The organism is Micromonospora sp. NPDC048843 (assembly GCF_040649965.1).
In the GTDB taxonomy this organism is placed as follows: domain Bacteria; phylum Actinomycetota; class Actinomycetes; order Mycobacteriales; family Micromonosporaceae; genus Micromonospora; species Micromonospora hortensis.
The window spans coordinates 1-14,843 of record NZ_JBEZGJ010000090.1 but is presented as its reverse complement, the minus strand read 5'-3'; the positions used below and the strand labels follow the sequence as shown (position 1 = coordinate 14,843).

Below are 14,843 nucleotides of genomic sequence, written 5' to 3'. Positions count from 1 at the left end.
TCCTCACGTGGCCGCGCCGGCTCGCCGTATCGGCGTACGGTGTGCCGGCGCCGCCCTTCGCACCGATCGTGCGCGGAGGTCTGAGCAGACGGCCAACACGCTCTTCCTGGCGTGGCTACAGTCTGTTCCTGTGGCCACGCCTGAGCTGCGACAACTGCGGTACTTCCTGGTCCTCGCGGAGGAGCTGAGCTTCACCCGGGCCGCCGCCCGCCTGATGATCGCCCAGCAGTCGCTGTCGCAGCAGATCACCGCCCTGGAACGCGCCCTCGGAGCGAAGCTGTTCGACCGGGACAGCCGCGGCACCACCCTCACCGACATCGGCGCCCTGTTCGTGCCCGAGGCGCGCGCCGTGACCGACCGCGCCGAGGAGGCCGTCGCCGTCGTGGAACGGGCCCAGCGGGGTGAGATCGGCACCCTCCGGCTCGCCTTCCTGACCACCGTCGCCAACCACCTGCTGCCCCCGGTGGTCCGGGCAGTCCGCCACCACCTCCCCGACCTGCACCTGGCCACCGAGTCCACAAGCATCGCGCCCCTGGTGCAGGGCGTCCTCGACGGTCGGTTCGACGTCGCCTTCACCCGGACCCCGCTCGTACCCGGCCTGGAGACCAGGAGACTGACGACCGAACCGGTCTGCGCGGTGCTGCCCGAGGGCCATTCGCTCGCCGGGCGCGACGAGTTGACCCTCGCCGACCTGGCGAACGAACCGTGGGTCATGACCCCGCGCAGCTCCTGGGAACCCTGGCACCGCGCCTACGAGGAGCAGTTCCGGGAAGCGGGCTTCGTCCCGACAGTCGTTCAGGAGGAGGCCGGCGTGCAGAGCCTCCTCGGCCTGGTCGCCGCCGGGCTCGGCGTCACCCGACTCGCCCGCTCGGCGGCGAGTCTTCGCCGCACCGGCGTGGTGTTCGTCCCGCTGGCCGGCGCCTACGCGTACACCGAGATGGTGTGGCTGGCGGGTAACACCGCGCCCACGCTGCACCGGTTCCTGGACGTGGTCACGGAGCTCGCGGCGACGACAGACCTCACCAGCACCGGCTGACGGTGAGCCGGCCGGCTCACCGCGTCGCGAGGTGGTGGGTGGTGCCGTCGGCGACGGCGCGAAGCTTGTCGGGGTTGGCGACGTTGTGGATGGCGGTGATGCGACCGCCCGCGCCGATGTCCAAGGAGACGGTGGCGACCACCCGACCCGCACCGCTGAACACCAGACCCGGCCCCCCGTTGATCTCGACCAGGGCGGCGCTCATGTCGTGCGGCGCGACGCCCTGGTAGGTGACGGTGCCGATGGCCGCGAACCACGCGGCGACAGTGCCCGCACCCCTGATGGGACGCAGGGCCTGGCGGACCTTACCGCCACCGTCGGTCCACAACGTGACGTCCAGAGACAGCAGCTCCAGGAGGGTGTTGATGTCGCCACCGGTCGAGGCGGCGAGGAATCGCTCGGTGACCCCGCGCTGCTGCGACCGGTCCGCAGTGAAACGTTGCCGCTGCCCTCGCACGTGCTCGCGAGCGCGGTGGGCGGTCTGGCGGACCGCGGCCTCGGAGCGTTCCACCGCCGCCGCGATCTCCGCGTGGCTGAAGTCGAAGACCTCCCGCAGGACGAACACGGCGCGCTCGAGCGGGCTGAGCGTCTCCAGCACCACCAGCATCGCCATCGACACCGACTCGCCGTCGGTGACGGCGTCGGCGGCGTCCCCTCCGGTCAGGACAGGTTCGGGCAACCACGGCCCCGGATAGGTCTCGCGGCGGTGCCGGGCCGAGCGCAGACGCTGCAACGCGAGGTTCGACACGATGCGGGCAAGGTACGCCTTGGGGTCGGCGACCTGGGAGCGGTCCGCCGAGGACCAGCTGATCCAGGCGTCCTGCACCGCGTCCTCGGCATCGGCCGCGCTGCCGAGGATCCGGTAGGCCACCGAGAACAGCAAGTTGCGATGACTGTGGAACACCTGCTCGTCGGCGTCCGGCGCGTGCGTCACCGCGCGTCCCGCAGACGGGTGAAGCGGCCGCCGCGCGGCCAGAACGCGCCGGAGGAGGGCAACCGCGACATGCGACGGTAGGTCGGCCAGGGCGAAGCGCTCACTGTCTCCTTGTACCAGACCGCCATCCGCCCGGTCAGAAACCCGCGGCGAGGGCTGTCGTCGGGGCGGGTGAACTGCACGACCGCGTCGTTTCGACCCAGGCTCACCGGCGTGTGGTAGTAACCGAAACGGAACGGCCTGGGTTGCCTGCCCCGCAGCGCGCGGGCGATGGACACCGCCGCGTGTACCCCGGTCGGCATGCCGCTCTGGCAGGTGCCGTGCAGCACCCCGTACCCCTGCCGGATCGCTGCCGCATCGCCGATGGCGTACACCTCGGGGTGCGACACCGACCGCAACGTGGAGTCGGTGACGACGCGACCGCGTTCGTCGACTGTCAGCCCGGCGGCGGCGGCCAGCGGCGCCACCCGGTTACCACAGGTCCAGAGGACGACGTCGGCCGCCACGGTCCCCGTACCGGCCAACTCGACCCCGTCGGGCCGGACCCTGGTGACCGCCGCCCCGGTGATCACCTGGACGCCGAGGCGGGTCAGCGCGGCCCGCAGGTACGCCCGGGCCTTCGGGTTCATGCCCGCCCCCGGGTCCTGTTGGCCCACCAGCGTGACACCGACCTCCGGGTGCCGTTCCGCGATCTCCGCGGCCGCCTCGATCCCGGTCAACCCGCTGCCGACCACGACGACAGTGCCGGCGCCGAGCCGTGCCAGCCGGTCCGCCAGCGTGGTCGCGCCACTCGGACCGTCCAGGGTGTCCGCGTGCTCCTCGACGCCCGGGACCGTCGCCGTGTCCGTCACGCTGCCCAACGCGTAGACGAGTGTGTCGTAGCGCAGCACCCGGCTGTCGTCGACGCGGACGGTCTTCGCGTGGGCGTCCACCGCCGTCACCCAGCCGCGTACGAACTGCGCACCCGTTCCCGCCAGCAGCTCACTGATGTTCAGCTCGGCGAGCCGCTGACCGGTCGCCGTCATGTGCAGCCGGAGACGCTCGGTGAACCGCTCCTGCGCGTTGACCACCGTCACCTGCGCGTCCGCCCGCCTGGTCCGGGCCGCGAGTTGGGTCGCCGCGGCCATGCCCGCGTAGCCCGCGCCGAGGATCAGCACGCGGTGTGTGCCCGCCGGGACCTGTCGATGCGCTGTGCTCATTGTTCCGCCTCTCTGATCGGACTGACGACCACGAGATGCGTGCCGCTCGTCGGTTCGTGACATGGCAGCGATGTGACGCCCGCCACGGCCAGCGTCGGAGGGGCGCGTTCACTACCCTTGGCGCGATGAGCCGATCCGCCGCCGCTGGTCGGGCTCCGCTCTGGCGGGATCGGACCTTCGGCACGTACTGGGTCGCCCAGTCGCTCTCGGCGGCCGGCGACTCGTTCGCCTACCTGGCGGTGCCGCTGCTGGTGCTCCAGGCGACCGGGTCGGTGGCGCAGATGGGCCTGCTCACCGCCGTCGCGGGCGCGGCGTCCGTCGTCGCCGGGATCTTCGGTGGGGTGCTGGTCGACAGGTACGACCGCCGCACCCTGATGATCGTGGCGGATCTGACCCGGCTGGTGCTCTACGCAGTGGTGCCACTGGCATGGCTCGCGGGCCCGCAGGTCTGGTTGCTCTTCGTCGTGCTGCCCATCTGTGAGGCGGCCGGCATGCTGTTCCAGGTCGCCGCGGTGACAGCGGTCCGCAACCTTGTCGACCCCGACCGGATCACCGAGGCCAACGGCCGGTTGCAGGCGACGTACGCGGCGGCGGCCGTCCTCGGGCCGCTGCTCGCCGGTGTGGTGGCGGCCCGCTTCGGCCCGGCCACCGCCATCGCCGTCAACGCGGCGAGCTTCGCGCTCTCGGCCGCCGGCCTGTGGCTGATCCGACTACGCCCTGTCCAGACGGACGAGGGGGTGGCCCGGCAACGCCCGCTGGTGGAGTTCCTGGCCGGGGCGCGGTTCCTGTGGCGACAGCCCGTGCTGCGCGCGCTGACCGTCCTGTTGTCGGTCTTCATCTTCCTCACCTACGGCTTCGTCGACGTGTTGATCTACCACGTCACGCACGACCTCGGCGGCTCCGAGGGCACCGTCGGCACGGTGCTCGGCCTGGCGGCGTTGGGCACTGTGGCCGGCGCGTTGCTGGTGGCGCCGCTGCGCCGCCGTCGCGGCTTCGGCCCCACCTGGATCGGCGCGCACGCGATCTGCGGTTTCGCCGTGGCGGGGGTCGGCATAGCCACCACAGTGCCCGCGGTCACCACGCTGACCGCCGTGTACTTGTGCTGTCTGAGCATCGGCGGGATCTGTTCGATGTCCCTGCGCCAGGAGATCACACCCGATCACCTGCTGGGCCGGGTCACGTCGGCGTTCTGGAGCACGCACTACGCCCTCGGTCCGGCCGGCGCTGTGATGCTGACCTGGGCCGCCGGCCGCTACGGCGCGCCAGCGGTCACGCTCGCGGCGGGCGCGGGCTGCCTGCTGGTCGCGGTCGGCGCCCTATTCACCCCGATCCGCCGAGCCGGCGCGGAGCCGGCCGCCGGACAGCCCGGACTGCGCCCGGCCCCGGCCGGCGGCTGAGCGGGGGCAGGCGGCCTCAGAACTCCTGGTACATCACGTGCAGGTTGACCCGGCCGAGGGCGGGGTGACGGAACGCGCCCGGCACGGTGCCGACCACCTCGAAGCCCTCCCGCCGGTACAGCCGCACCGCCGAACTGTTGCTCTCCGCCACGGCGTTGAACTGCATGCCGGCGTACCCCTGCCGGCGAGCCCAGGTCAGGGCGTCGCGGCACAGCGCGGTGCCCACACCCCGGCCCCGGGCGTCGGCGGCGACCATGAAGCTCGCTGTGGACACGTGCGCGCCCGGCCCTGGCCGGTTGGGGCCCATCTTCGCTGTGCCGAGCACCCGCTCGCCGTCGACCGCCACGACGGTCCGCCCCGGCGAGCCTTCGACCCACATGCCGTACGACTGCTCGGCGGTCATCGCCGGGTCGTAGACGAAGGTCTCCTGTGCCCGGATCACCTCCTCGACGATCGGCCACACCTGCGACCAGTCCTGCTCGACGAACTCCCGAATCAGCACCGGGGGAGGTTAAGCCTTGGACGAGTCCCGGACAACCGCGATATCCGCGGGGTGCATCCGCGCGGCGTCCCCGGTGCGAAGCATTGATCGTGACGAGACGTCACGGATCCGGTCGCTTCGACGAAAGGCCCGCTGATGAAGATCGCACGAATCGCCGCCCGGATGGCGGTGGGTGCCATGGCCACCGCGCTGGCCACCACCGCTGTCGCCGTACCGGCCGCTCAGGCCACCGGCAAGCCCAAGCCGCTCGGCACGACGTCACTCGCCCAGGTGCTCACCCGGGACAGCAGCGGCTTCGACCGCAACTCGCGTGACTTCGACGTGCTGACGGCGGCCGTGCTGGCCGTGCTGGAGGCCAAGCCGAACTCTCCGGTCAAGGTGCTCGCCGACGGCACCGTGGCGCTGACCGCGTTCATCCCCACCGACGCCGCCTTCCAGCAGTTGGTCCGCGAGATCACGCAGGCCCGGAAGCTGCCGAGTGAGAGCGCCGCCTTCACCGCCGTGGCCGGACTGGGCATCGACACCGTCGAGTCGGTGCTGCTCTACCACGTGGTCCCGGGCGCCACCATCGATCGCAAGACGGCGGTCCGGGCCGACGGCACGGACCTGACCACCGCGCTCGGTTCGGCAGTCGAGGTCGACGTGCGCACCTACCTGTACTTCTTCCGCCAGGTGCGGCTGGTCGACGCCGACACCGACGACCGTGACGCGCGGGTCGTGTCCTACGACGTCAACAGGGGCAACCGGCAGATCGCGCACGCCGTGGACCGGGTGCTGCGCCCGATCGACCTGCCCTGACCGCGGGCGGGTGGCGTCCGATGACGTCGGACGCCACCCGCGCCGGGCCGTCAGCCCGAGGCGAGCGCGGCCAGCTCCTGGTCGAGCAGGGCCGCCAGTCGGGCGTGCCGCCCGGGATGGCTGCGCGCGGTCATCCCGCGGCTGGGCATCTCCACGGTCATCAGCAGGTACAGGTGCAACCGGTAGAGACCGAGCCGGCGGCGTGCCGACGCGTTCAGCACCAACGGTTCGGCTGCACTGGCCCGGTAGCCGCGCAGCAGGGGGTGCTCCGGTTCGTCCTCGACGCGTCGGAAGAGCAGCGGCGAGACCAGGTCCAGCAGTGGGTCGCCGTAGAGGAACCGCTCGCCGTCCACCAGGCCGCGCAGCCGCAACCGACCGTCCGCGTCAGGTGCGGCCAGCACGTTGCCGTCCCAGCAGTCGAAGTGCAGCAGCGCCGGGCGGCGGACCTGGTCGAGCACGTCGGCGTGCCGCCCCACCAGCGCGCGCAGCTGCTCCGGCGTGACCGGCAGTCGGACGTCCCAGTCGGCCGCGTCGGCCAGGAGCGCGTCGAGCATCGCCGTGAACGCCGTGCGCCAGGTCGGCCCGCCGGCCCGGTCGTCGTCATACCCGAACCGCTCACCGGTCACCCGGTGCAACGCGGCGAGAGCCACCCCGAGGTCGTAGCGCGCCGGGCCGTCGTCGACCACGACACCGGCCTCGGCCAGGTCGGACAGCGACCGGCCGGGCAGCATCGCGGTGACCAACCACTCGCCGTACGCCGGGTCGGCGCCGCGCCGGAGCACCGGGGGGACGGGCACCTGCGGCGCCCGCTGCGCGACGAGCCGAAAGTATCGCTCCTCGGCAGCGCAGAGCCCGCGCTCGTAGCGCAGCAGCGGCGTTCCGGCCGGCGGAGCCAGTTTCAGCACCACCCGACTGTCGTCGTCGAGCAGCGCCCACCAGACCGTCGCGTACCCGCCGCCGGCCAGCGGACCGGCGTCCCGGACCCGGGTGTGTGACCCGAACGACGCACCGACCAGGTACGCCACATCGGCCCGGGTGAGGGGCCGCTGGGTCGGGCTGGCACCGGTCACGACGTGCTGTCACCTCGCCGCGCGCGTGGCGCGGAACCCGCTGTGGCGCGGGTGGACAGTGGGACGGGACCCGCGGTGTCGCGGCGGACCAGCTCGGCGGGGAGCACCTCGACCCGGGGCGTCGGGGCCCCGACGCCGAGCACCAGGGACATCGCCCGCACACCCATGTCGACAAGGGGCAGTCGCACGGTGGTCAGGGCCGGGGTCACGTCCCGGGCGATCGGCATGTCGTCGAAACCCAGCACCGAGATCTGCTGCGGCACTGCCAGCCCACGCGCGCGCACTGTGGCGAGCGCGCCGATGGCCATCGAGTCGTTGAGCGCCACGATCGCGGTCAGCTCCGGGTCGGCGTCGAGCAGTCGGGCGGTGGCCTCGGCGCCACCGTCGCGGTCGAACTCCGCGTACCGGATGCGCCGTTCGGGCAGCTCGCGGCCCTGCTCGGTGAGGGCCTGCCGGAGGCCGGCGAGCCGGTCGGTGGTGGTGGTCAGGATGCGCGGGCCGGCGACCACGCCGATCGCCCGGTGCCCCAGCCCGCACAGCTCCCGCCCGGCGAGGTAGCCGCCGGTCCGGTTGTCCGGCATCACCGCGTCGCCGGAGTGCTCGTGCCGGCCGATCACCGCCACCCGCCCGCCGGTGGCCTCGTACGCGGCGAGCTTCTCGTTGAGTTGCCGGGTGAACGCCTCGTCGTGGTAGCCCGAACCGGCCAGTATCAGCGCCGCCACCTGGTGGCCGCGCAGCAGCTCCACGTACTCCAACTCGCGGTCCGGGTCCCGGTAGCTGTTGCAGATCATCAGCAGCCGGCCCTGGTCGGTGGCGACCCGTTGCAGCCCCCGGGTGATCTCGGCGAAGTACGGGTCGGAGACGTCGTGCACGATCACGCCGACAGCGCTGCGGTGCGAGCGGGCCAGCAGTTGGGCGTGCGCGTTCGGCACGTACTGCAACTCGGCGACGGCGGCGAGCACACGTTCGCGCAACTCGTCGGTGACCGGCTTGCTGCTGCCGTTGATGACGCGGGAGGCGGTGGCGGGCGAGACGCCCGCTCGGCGGGCCACATCGGACAGGGTCGCCATGGCCCGCCCCCTCGATCTGTTGACGGCGTTTCGTCGTGCCGGCTAGCGTCACCGTACCGCAGAGAAAGCCCTTTCCCGCAGGGAGGCCCGGCCGTGTCCGATCGCTTCGCGGTACTTCAACTTGACGACCTTCCCGCCCGACAATGCTCGTGTGGCACCACCCGCCGGGGTTTCATCGCCGAGAGCGAGGGCCAGGCCAGCGTGCATCTGCTCCAGGTGCAGGACGCGGTGACCCACCACCACCGGATCGCCACCGAGTATTACGTAGTGCTCGCCGGCGAGGGCGAGATCGAGCTGGACGGCGTCCGTCACCCGGCCCGGCCGATGTCCGCGTTCCTGATCAAGCCGGGTTGCCGGCACCGGGCCATCGGTGATCTCACAGTGCTCCTGGTGTCTTTGCCGGCGGCGGACGACACCGACGAGTACTTCGATGCGTGATCGGCCGGCACCGCTGCCCGGCGGCGTCGGCGTGTCCCGGCTGCGCGTCTACGACACGGTGGCCCCGGACGGCCTGGTCGGCGGCACCCCGCACGTGCACCTGTGCTGCACCGAGGGGTACGTGGTGACCGACGGCGAGGGCGCGGTGCAGACAGTGACCACGGCCGGTTACCGGGAGACGCCGCTGCGGCCGGGGGTGGTGGTCTGGTTCGAGCCGGGCACCGTGCACCGACTGGTAAACGGTGGCGGGCTCAGCATCGTGGTGCTGATGCAGAACAGCGGCCTGCCCGAGGCTGGGGACGCGGTGCTGACCTTTCCACCCGAGGTGCTGGCCGACCCGGCCGCGTACGCCGCCGCGGCGGCGTTGCCCGACGGGGGAGCGCCGGGCACGGACGTGCACACCGCGTACCGCCGTCGGGATCTGGCGGTGACCGGCTTCCAGGCGCTGCGGTCCGGCGGTCCGGCGGCGCTGGCCGCGTTCCACGCCGCCGCGATCGCCCTGCGCCAGCCGCTGCTGGCGCGGTGGCGGCAGCGGTGGGAGGCGGGCGCCGGCCGCGCCGCCGCCGACACCGCCGCCCAGCTCGACGCCCTGGAGCGGGGGGATCCCGGCCACCTGGGGGACGCCGGGGTGTACGCGGTGAACGAGCCGGTCGAGCGGGGCCGGTTGGGCATGTGCGGTCTGCTCGACACCTATCCGGCGGCCGGCTGACAGTCCCTTCGGGACAGTTGTCGAGTCCGCCGGGCATCGGTGGAAACTGATCGAGGAAAGGCCTTGCCCGGCGTGAGGGGGCCGCCTACGCTCCAGGAAAGCGTTTGCCTGATCCGCCGACCGGCCCCGTCCATGGGCATCGAGCCGGGCCCCGAGGAGGTTCCGCGTGACCGAGAACTCTTTGGACACGGCGGGCCGGCAGGCCGCCGCCGACCAGGCCAGTGATGCGCGAGCAGCCGCTGCCGGGCCCGGCAGCCTCGGTGCGGACGGTGTCCCGTCCACTGTGGTGAAAACGCCACCCCGCGGCGGCCGTCCACCACGTCCCACCCTCGGTCGTCGGGCGGTGGCCTTCGCCGACTCGCTCTGGCGCCCGGCGCTGGTGCTCGCGGTCTTCTTCGCGGCCTGGTGGTTCGTGGCGGCCCGCGAGTACGTCCCGAACTACCTGGTGCCCACCCCCGGTCAGGTGTGGGAGACGATGACCACCCAGTGGTCCGAGTTGGCCCGGCACACACTGGTCACCCTCTACGAGACGGTGCTCGGCTTCGTGCTGGCCGCCGCGTTGGGTCTGGTCACCGCTGTCGCCATCGCCTACTCCCGCACCCTGGACAAGGCGCTCTACCCGATCGTCCTGTTCGCGCAGGTCATCCCGAAGATCGCCATCGCGCCGCTGCTGGTTGTCTGGTTCGGCCTCGGCCTCACCCCGAAGATCATCCTGGCGGTGCTCATCGCGTTCTTCCCGGTGGTCATCTCCGGCGTGGCCGGGCTGCGCTCCACCGACCCGGAGCTGCTCGACCTCGCCGCCACGATGGGTGCCGGGCCGTGGCGCACCTTCCGCAAGATCCGCTTTCCGAACGCGTTGCCGCACCTGATGGCCGGCCTGAAGGTGGCCGTCACCCTCGCCGTGGTCGGTGCCGTGGTCGGTGAGTTCGTCGGCGCCAGCGAGGGGCTCGGCTACGTCCTGTTGCTGGCCAACGGCAACCTCGACGCCCCACTGCTGTTCGCCGACCTGATCCTGATGTCGGCCATCGGCATCGTTCTGTTCGTCCTGGTCGAGATCGCCGAGGCACTGCTCATTCCGTGGCACGCCAGCCGCCGGGCCGGCGTGTCCCTCACCACCTCCTGACCGACCCCATCACGGAGGCACCGATGAAACGCACCGCCACCACCATCCTGGCCACCGCCGCCCTGCTCCTCGCCGCCACCGGCTGCGGTGGGGACGACCCCGCCGGCAGCACCAACGCCGACGGCAGCAAGCAGGTCACCCTCACCCTCAACTGGGTGCCCTACGGCGAGCACGCGCCCTTCTACTACGGCCTGCAGAAGGGTTACTACTCCGCCGAGGGCATCGACCTGAAGATCCTGCCCGGCAACGGCTCGGGCAACACCGTCAAGCAGGTCGCTCAGAAGCAGACCGACTTCGGGTGGGCGGACAGCCCGGTGCTGCTGAAGTCGGTGGCCAGTGGAATGCCGGTGCGCAGCCTCGGCGCGTACCTGGAGAAGGGACCCTCCTCGGTGGAGTTCTTCACCGAGGAGAACATCAAGACCCCGGCCGACCTCAAGGGCAAGACCGTCGGCGGCACCCCCGGCGACGCCCTCTACGCGACCTTCCCGGCCTGGCTGGAGAAGAACGGCCTCAAGAAGGACGACGTCAAGGTGGTGAACGTCGACGCCGCCGGCAAGATCGCCGCCCTGGCCGAGGGCAAGGTCGACGCCATCATGGGCTTCTTCCACGACCAGGCGCCCACCATCGAGAGCAAGACCGGCAAGAAGGTCGACGTGCTGCTCTTCGCCGACTACGGGATGAACCTGCTCGGCACCGGCCTGATCGCCAACACCCAGACCCTCCAGAAGGACCCGGAGCTGGTCCGCAAGTTCGTCCGGGCCACCCAGAAGTCCTGGGCCGACGCCGCCCGGGACCCGGCCGGCGCGGTGAGCGCGATGTCGGCTCTGGCCGAGAACGAGCCGGCACCCGAGGTGCTCACCAAGCAGCTCACGCTCAACATGCCACTGATCGGCGCGGACGGCCCGCCCGGGGTGAACACCGAAGCCCAGTGGACCGAGACCATCGACCTGATGTCCCGCTACGCCGAGCTGAAGGACCCGGGGGCGCCCAGCGCGTACTGGGACTCCTCGTACGCGGCGCAGGGGTGACCCGGTGACCGCCGCGCCGGCAGCCACCGGCACCGCCATCGGGATGTCCGGGCTGACCGTCCGGTTCACCACCCGACGGTCGCAGACCACAGCGTTGGACGACGTGTCGCTGGACATCGAGCCGGGCGAGTTCGTCACCATCGTCGGCCCGTCCGGCTGCGGCAAGTCCACCCTCCTGAAGATCGTCGCGGGGCTGGTCAAACCGACCAGCGGTGACGTGTCGTTGCTGGAGCGCCCGGTGCGCGGCCCGCAGAAGGAGATCGGCTTCGTCTTCCAGAAGGCCGCGTTGCTGGAATGGCGCGGTGCCCGAGCCAACATCCTGCTCCAGGCCGAGATGCGCGGCATGGACCGGGCACAGGCGGCCCGCCGCGCCGACGAGCTGATCGAGATGACCGGCCTGACCGGCTTCGAGAAGGCGTTGCCACACGAGCTGTCCGGTGGCATGCAGCAGCGGGTGGCTCTCTGCCGCGCGTTGCTGCACTCCCCGCCGGTGCTGCTGATGGACGAACCGTTCGGCGCCCTGGACGCGCTGACCCGCGAGCAGATGAACGCCGAACTGCACCGGATCTGGCGCGAGACCGGGACCACTGTAGTGCTGGTCACCCACTCCATCGCCGAGGCGGTCTTCCTCGGCACCCGGGTCGTGGTGATGAGTCCCCGGCCCGGCCGGATCATCCGCACCTTCCCGGTCGAGCTGCCGGCGCACCGCGACTACGCGCAGGTGATGTCGGATCCCCGCTTCGACCGGCTCGCCACCGACCTGCGTGGGTTGCTCGGCAGCGCGGCCGCCAACCACTGAGCGCGGATCGGCACGACCAGCACGACGGAAGGAACACCATGACCCGCAGGTCGATCGGCATCATCGTCAACGGCGTGACCGGACGGATGGGCTACCGGCAGCACCTCGTCCGGTCGCTGCTGGCCATCCGCGAATCCGGTGGTGTGGCGTTGGCCGACGGCACCACCATCTGGCCGGAACCGGTCCTGGTCGGGCGCAATGAGACGAAGCTCCGGGAGCTCGCCGAGCGGCACGGGCTGACCGACTGGACCACCGATCTGACCTCGGCGCTGGCCCGCGACGACGTCGAGATCTACTTCGACGCGCAGGTCACCCAGCAGCGGGAGAAGGCGATCCGGCAGGCCATCGAGGCCGGCAAGCACATCTACACGGAGAAGCCGCTGGCCGAGGACACCGCGGCGGCTCTTGACCTGGCCCGGGCGGCGGACGCGGCCGGCGTCCGCACCGGTGTCGTGCAGGACAAGCTCTTCCTGCCCGGCCTGCGCAAGCTCAAGCGCCTCATCGACGGCGGCTTCTTCGGCCGGATCCTCTCGGTGCGCGGCGAGTTCGGCTACTGGGTCTTCGAGGGCGACTGGCAGCCCGCTCAGCGGCCGTCGTGGAACTACCGGGCCGAGGACGGCGGCGGCATCGTGGTCGACATGTTCCCGCACTGGCACTACGTGCTGGAGGAGCTGTTCGGCCGGGTCACCGCCGTCTCCTGTGTGACCGCCACGCACGTGCCCGAGCGGGTCGACGAGGCCGGTCAGGCGTACGCGGCCACCGCCGACGACGCCGCCTACGGCATCTTCGAGCTCGACGGCGGGGTGATCGCGCAGATCAACTCCTCCTGGGCAGTGCGGGTGTACCGCGACGAGCTGGTGGAGTTCCAGGTCGACGGCACTGAGGGCAGCGCGATCGCCGGCCTGCGCAACTGCCGGGTGCAGCACCGGGCGGTCACTCCGAAGCCGGTGTGGAACCCGGACCTGCCGGCCACCGAGGACTTCCGCGCCCAGTGGGCCGAGGTGCCCGACAACGAGGAGTTCGACAACGGCTTCAAGGTGCAGTGGGAGGCGTACCTGCGGCACGTGGTGGCCGGCGAGCCGTTCCGGTGGGACTTCCTGGCCGGCGCGCGCGGCGTGCAACTCGCCGAGCTGGGGCTGCGCTCCGCCCGCGAGGGTGGTCGCATCGAGGTGCCGGAGCTGCGCTCATGAGCGCCGAGGTGGTGTTGCCCGGTGGACGGCGGCATCGGCTCGCCGGGGGGAGCGGTTTCGCCCGACCGGACGCGCCGGCGACCAGCCGGATCGCGTACGCCGCCGCTCACGTGGTCGCCGATCCGGGCGCGGAGAACGTGCCGGGTGCCCCGGCGGCGGTGGACTGGGACACCACGCTCGCCTTCCGGCGGCATCTCTGGTCGTACGGGCTGGGGGTCGCCGAGGCGATGGACACCGCCCAGCGGGGGATGGGGCTGGACTATCCGGCCACCCGGGAGCTGATCCGGCGCAGCGCCGCCGAGGCCCGCGCCGTCGGCGGGCGGATCGTCGCCGGGGTCGGCACCGACCAGCTACCGGTCGGCCCGGCCACACTGGCGGCGGTCGCCGCCGCGTACGCCCAGCAGCTCGACGACGTCCGCGCCGCCGGTGCCCGGCCGGTGCTGATGTGCAGCCGGCACCTGGCCGCCGCAGCGCGCGGCCCGGAGGACTACCTGCGGGTGTACGACGAGCTGCTGAGCGCCACCGACGAACCTGTGGTGCTGCACTGGTTGGGCCCGATGTTCGACCCGGCGTTGACCGGCTACTGGGGTGCTGTCGACCTGGACCTGGCCGCCGACACGGTGATCGAGCTGATCAAGGCGCATCAGTCCAGTGTGGACGGCATCAAGGTGTCGCTGCTGGACGCCGACCGGGAGGTCGCGTTGCGTCGCCGCCTGCCGGCCGGGGTACGCCTCTACACCGGTGACGACTTCCACTACCCGGAGCTGATCCGGGGTGACGAGGTGGGTCACTCCGACGCGCTGCTCGGGGTGTTCGCGGCCATCGCGCCGGCCGCCGCCGCCGCTCTGGCAGCCCTGGACCGAGGGGACCTGACGGCGTACGACGAGATCTTCGGGCCCACGGTGCCGTTGGCCCGGCACCTGTTCGCGGCGCCGACCTGGCACTACAAGACGGGGATCGTGTTCCTGGCCTGGTTGGCCGGGCACCAGGACCACTTCACGATGGTCGGTGGCGCGCAGTCCGGTCGGTCCCCGGCGCACCTGGCCACACTGCTCACCCTGGCCGACGCGGCCGGGCTGCTGCCCGACGCCGACCTGGCCGCCGCCCGCGCCCGAGCGCTGTTCAGCGTGGCGGGGGTGGCCCAGTGAGCGCGAGGAGTGAGCCGGTTGTGGGAGTCCCGCAGTCGCGAGCGAAGACCAGCCCAGTGAGCCTCGCGCGCTTCTCGTTCAACCAGGCGACCGCCCAGCGCTGGCCGTTGCCCGAGGTGGTGGCCGGGTGCGTCGCGGCCGGCGTACCGGGCATCGGCCTGTGGCGGGAGCCGGTGGCCGGGTACGGGTTGGCCCGCTCGGCGAAACTGGTCCGCGACGCCGGCCTCGCCGTCACGTCGCTGTGCAGGGGCGGCTTCTTTTCCGCCGACGACTGGCGGGCGGAAAACCTGCGCGCCATCGAGGAGGCCGCCGCCCTCGGCGCTCCGGAGCTGGTGCTGGTCGAAGCGGGCGGGAGGGCCGTCGAGACGGCTCGGCTCGTCGAAGTGCCCGCGGTCCGGGCCG

General features: G+C 71.9%; 15 protein-coding genes and 1 pseudogene. 11 read left to right on the top strand and 5 right to left on the bottom strand.

The genetic code is table 11. The features are described 5' to 3' along the window. Nucleotides 1-130 precede the first annotated feature (130 nt). The gene (locus tag AB0C20_RS21010; protein WP_357180633.1) at nt 131-1,036 is read left to right on the top strand and encodes a LysR family transcriptional regulator; all 906 of its coding nucleotides are present in this window, start codon (nt 131-133) and stop codon (nt 1,034-1,036) included. Between the two features lie 16 nt (nt 1,037-1,052). Here the strand turns inward: AB0C20_RS21010 and AB0C20_RS21005 are convergent, their stop codons facing one another. Both AB0C20_RS21005 and AB0C20_RS21000 read right to left on the bottom strand, forming a co-directional pair. Then, complete coding sequence (locus AB0C20_RS21005; RefSeq protein WP_357568567.1) at nt 1,053-1,970, bottom strand: RNA polymerase sigma-70 factor; 918 nt, start codon at nt 1,968-1,970, stop codon at nt 1,053-1,055. Next, nucleotides 1,967-3,169 carry an FAD-dependent oxidoreductase gene (locus AB0C20_RS21000; protein WP_357180639.1) on the bottom strand — a complete coding sequence of 401 codons (1,203 nt, stop codon included), beginning with the start codon at nt 3,167-3,169 and terminating at the stop codon, nt 1,967-1,969. The genes AB0C20_RS21005 and AB0C20_RS21000 overlap by 4 nt, the downstream gene beginning before the upstream one ends. Before the next feature lie 125 nt (nt 3,170-3,294). Here AB0C20_RS21000 and AB0C20_RS20995 point away from each other — a divergent pair, with 125 nt between their 5' ends. After that, nucleotides 3,295-4,566 carry an MFS transporter gene (locus tag AB0C20_RS20995; RefSeq protein ID WP_357180642.1) on the top strand — a complete coding sequence of 424 codons (1,272 nt, stop codon included), beginning with the start codon at nt 3,295-3,297 and terminating at the stop codon, nt 4,564-4,566. Nucleotides 4,567-4,582: 16 nt separating this feature from the next. Here the strand turns inward: AB0C20_RS20995 and AB0C20_RS20990 are convergent, their stop codons facing one another. After that, the gene (locus AB0C20_RS20990) at nt 4,583-5,068 is read right to left on the bottom strand and encodes a GNAT family N-acetyltransferase (protein ID WP_357180645.1); all 486 of its coding nucleotides are present in this window, start codon (nt 5,066-5,068) and stop codon (nt 4,583-4,585) included. A gap of 135 nt (nt 5,069-5,203) precedes the next feature. Here AB0C20_RS20990 and AB0C20_RS20985 point away from each other — a divergent pair, with 135 nt between their 5' ends. Further along, the gene (locus AB0C20_RS20985; protein ID WP_357180648.1) at nt 5,204-5,866 is read left to right on the top strand and encodes a fasciclin domain-containing protein; all 663 of its coding nucleotides are present in this window, start codon (nt 5,204-5,206) and stop codon (nt 5,864-5,866) included. 50 nt (nt 5,867-5,916) lie between these two features. Here AB0C20_RS20985 and AB0C20_RS20980 read toward each other — a convergent pair whose 3' ends face one another. Both AB0C20_RS20980 and AB0C20_RS20975 read right to left on the bottom strand, forming a co-directional pair. After that, on the bottom strand, nt 5,917-6,936 hold the full coding sequence (locus tag AB0C20_RS20980) for an aminoglycoside phosphotransferase family protein (RefSeq protein WP_357180651.1): 1,020 nt from the start codon (nt 6,934-6,936) through the stop codon (nt 5,917-5,919). After that, nucleotides 6,933-8,006: a LacI family DNA-binding transcriptional regulator gene (locus AB0C20_RS20975; protein WP_357180654.1), complete on the bottom strand. Its 1,074-nt coding sequence runs from the start codon at nt 8,004-8,006 to the stop codon at nt 6,933-6,935. Before AB0C20_RS20975 ends, AB0C20_RS20980 begins: the two co-directional genes overlap by 4 nt. Nucleotides 8,007-8,099: 93 nt before the next feature. Here AB0C20_RS20975 and AB0C20_RS20970 point away from each other — a divergent pair, with 93 nt between their 5' ends. The 8 genes and pseudogenes from AB0C20_RS20970 to AB0C20_RS20935 all read left to right on the top strand — a co-directional run. After that, nucleotides 8,100-8,444: a cupin domain-containing protein gene (locus tag AB0C20_RS20970; protein WP_357180657.1), complete on the top strand. Its 345-nt coding sequence runs from the start codon at nt 8,100-8,102 to the stop codon at nt 8,442-8,444. Then, nucleotides 8,437-9,153 (top strand): cupin domain-containing protein, encoded by a 717-nt coding sequence (locus AB0C20_RS20965; RefSeq protein WP_357180661.1) that lies wholly within the window; start codon nt 8,437-8,439, stop codon nt 9,151-9,153. Before AB0C20_RS20970 ends, AB0C20_RS20965 begins: the two co-directional genes overlap by 8 nt. A gap of 166 nt (nt 9,154-9,319) precedes the next feature. Continuing rightward, entirely contained in the window at nt 9,320-10,276 is a 957-nt protein-coding gene (locus AB0C20_RS20960; protein ID WP_357568566.1) for an ABC transporter permease, read from the top strand. A gap of 23 nt (nt 10,277-10,299) precedes the next feature. Continuing rightward, nucleotides 10,300-11,304: an ABC transporter substrate-binding protein gene (locus AB0C20_RS20955; RefSeq protein ID WP_357180667.1), complete on the top strand. Its 1,005-nt coding sequence runs from the start codon at nt 10,300-10,302 to the stop codon at nt 11,302-11,304. A gap of 4 nt (nt 11,305-11,308) precedes the next feature. Then, nucleotides 11,309-12,103, top strand: coding sequence for an ABC transporter ATP-binding protein (locus tag AB0C20_RS20950; RefSeq protein WP_238669169.1), 795 nt, complete (start codon nt 11,309-11,311; stop codon nt 12,101-12,103). A 38-nt stretch (nt 12,104-12,141) separates the two neighbouring features. Beyond that, complete coding sequence (locus tag AB0C20_RS20945) at nt 12,142-13,293, top strand: Gfo/Idh/MocA family oxidoreductase (protein ID WP_357180671.1); 1,152 nt, start codon at nt 12,142-12,144, stop codon at nt 13,291-13,293. Beyond that, complete coding sequence (locus AB0C20_RS20940) at nt 13,290-14,441, top strand: dihydrodipicolinate synthase family protein (protein ID WP_357180674.1); 1,152 nt, start codon at nt 13,290-13,292, stop codon at nt 14,439-14,441. The genes AB0C20_RS20945 and AB0C20_RS20940 overlap by 4 nt, the downstream gene beginning before the upstream one ends. Nucleotides 14,442-14,497: 56 nt before the next feature. Further along, nucleotides 14,498-14,843, top strand: a pseudogene (locus tag AB0C20_RS20935) (sugar phosphate isomerase/epimerase); the annotation flags it as partial.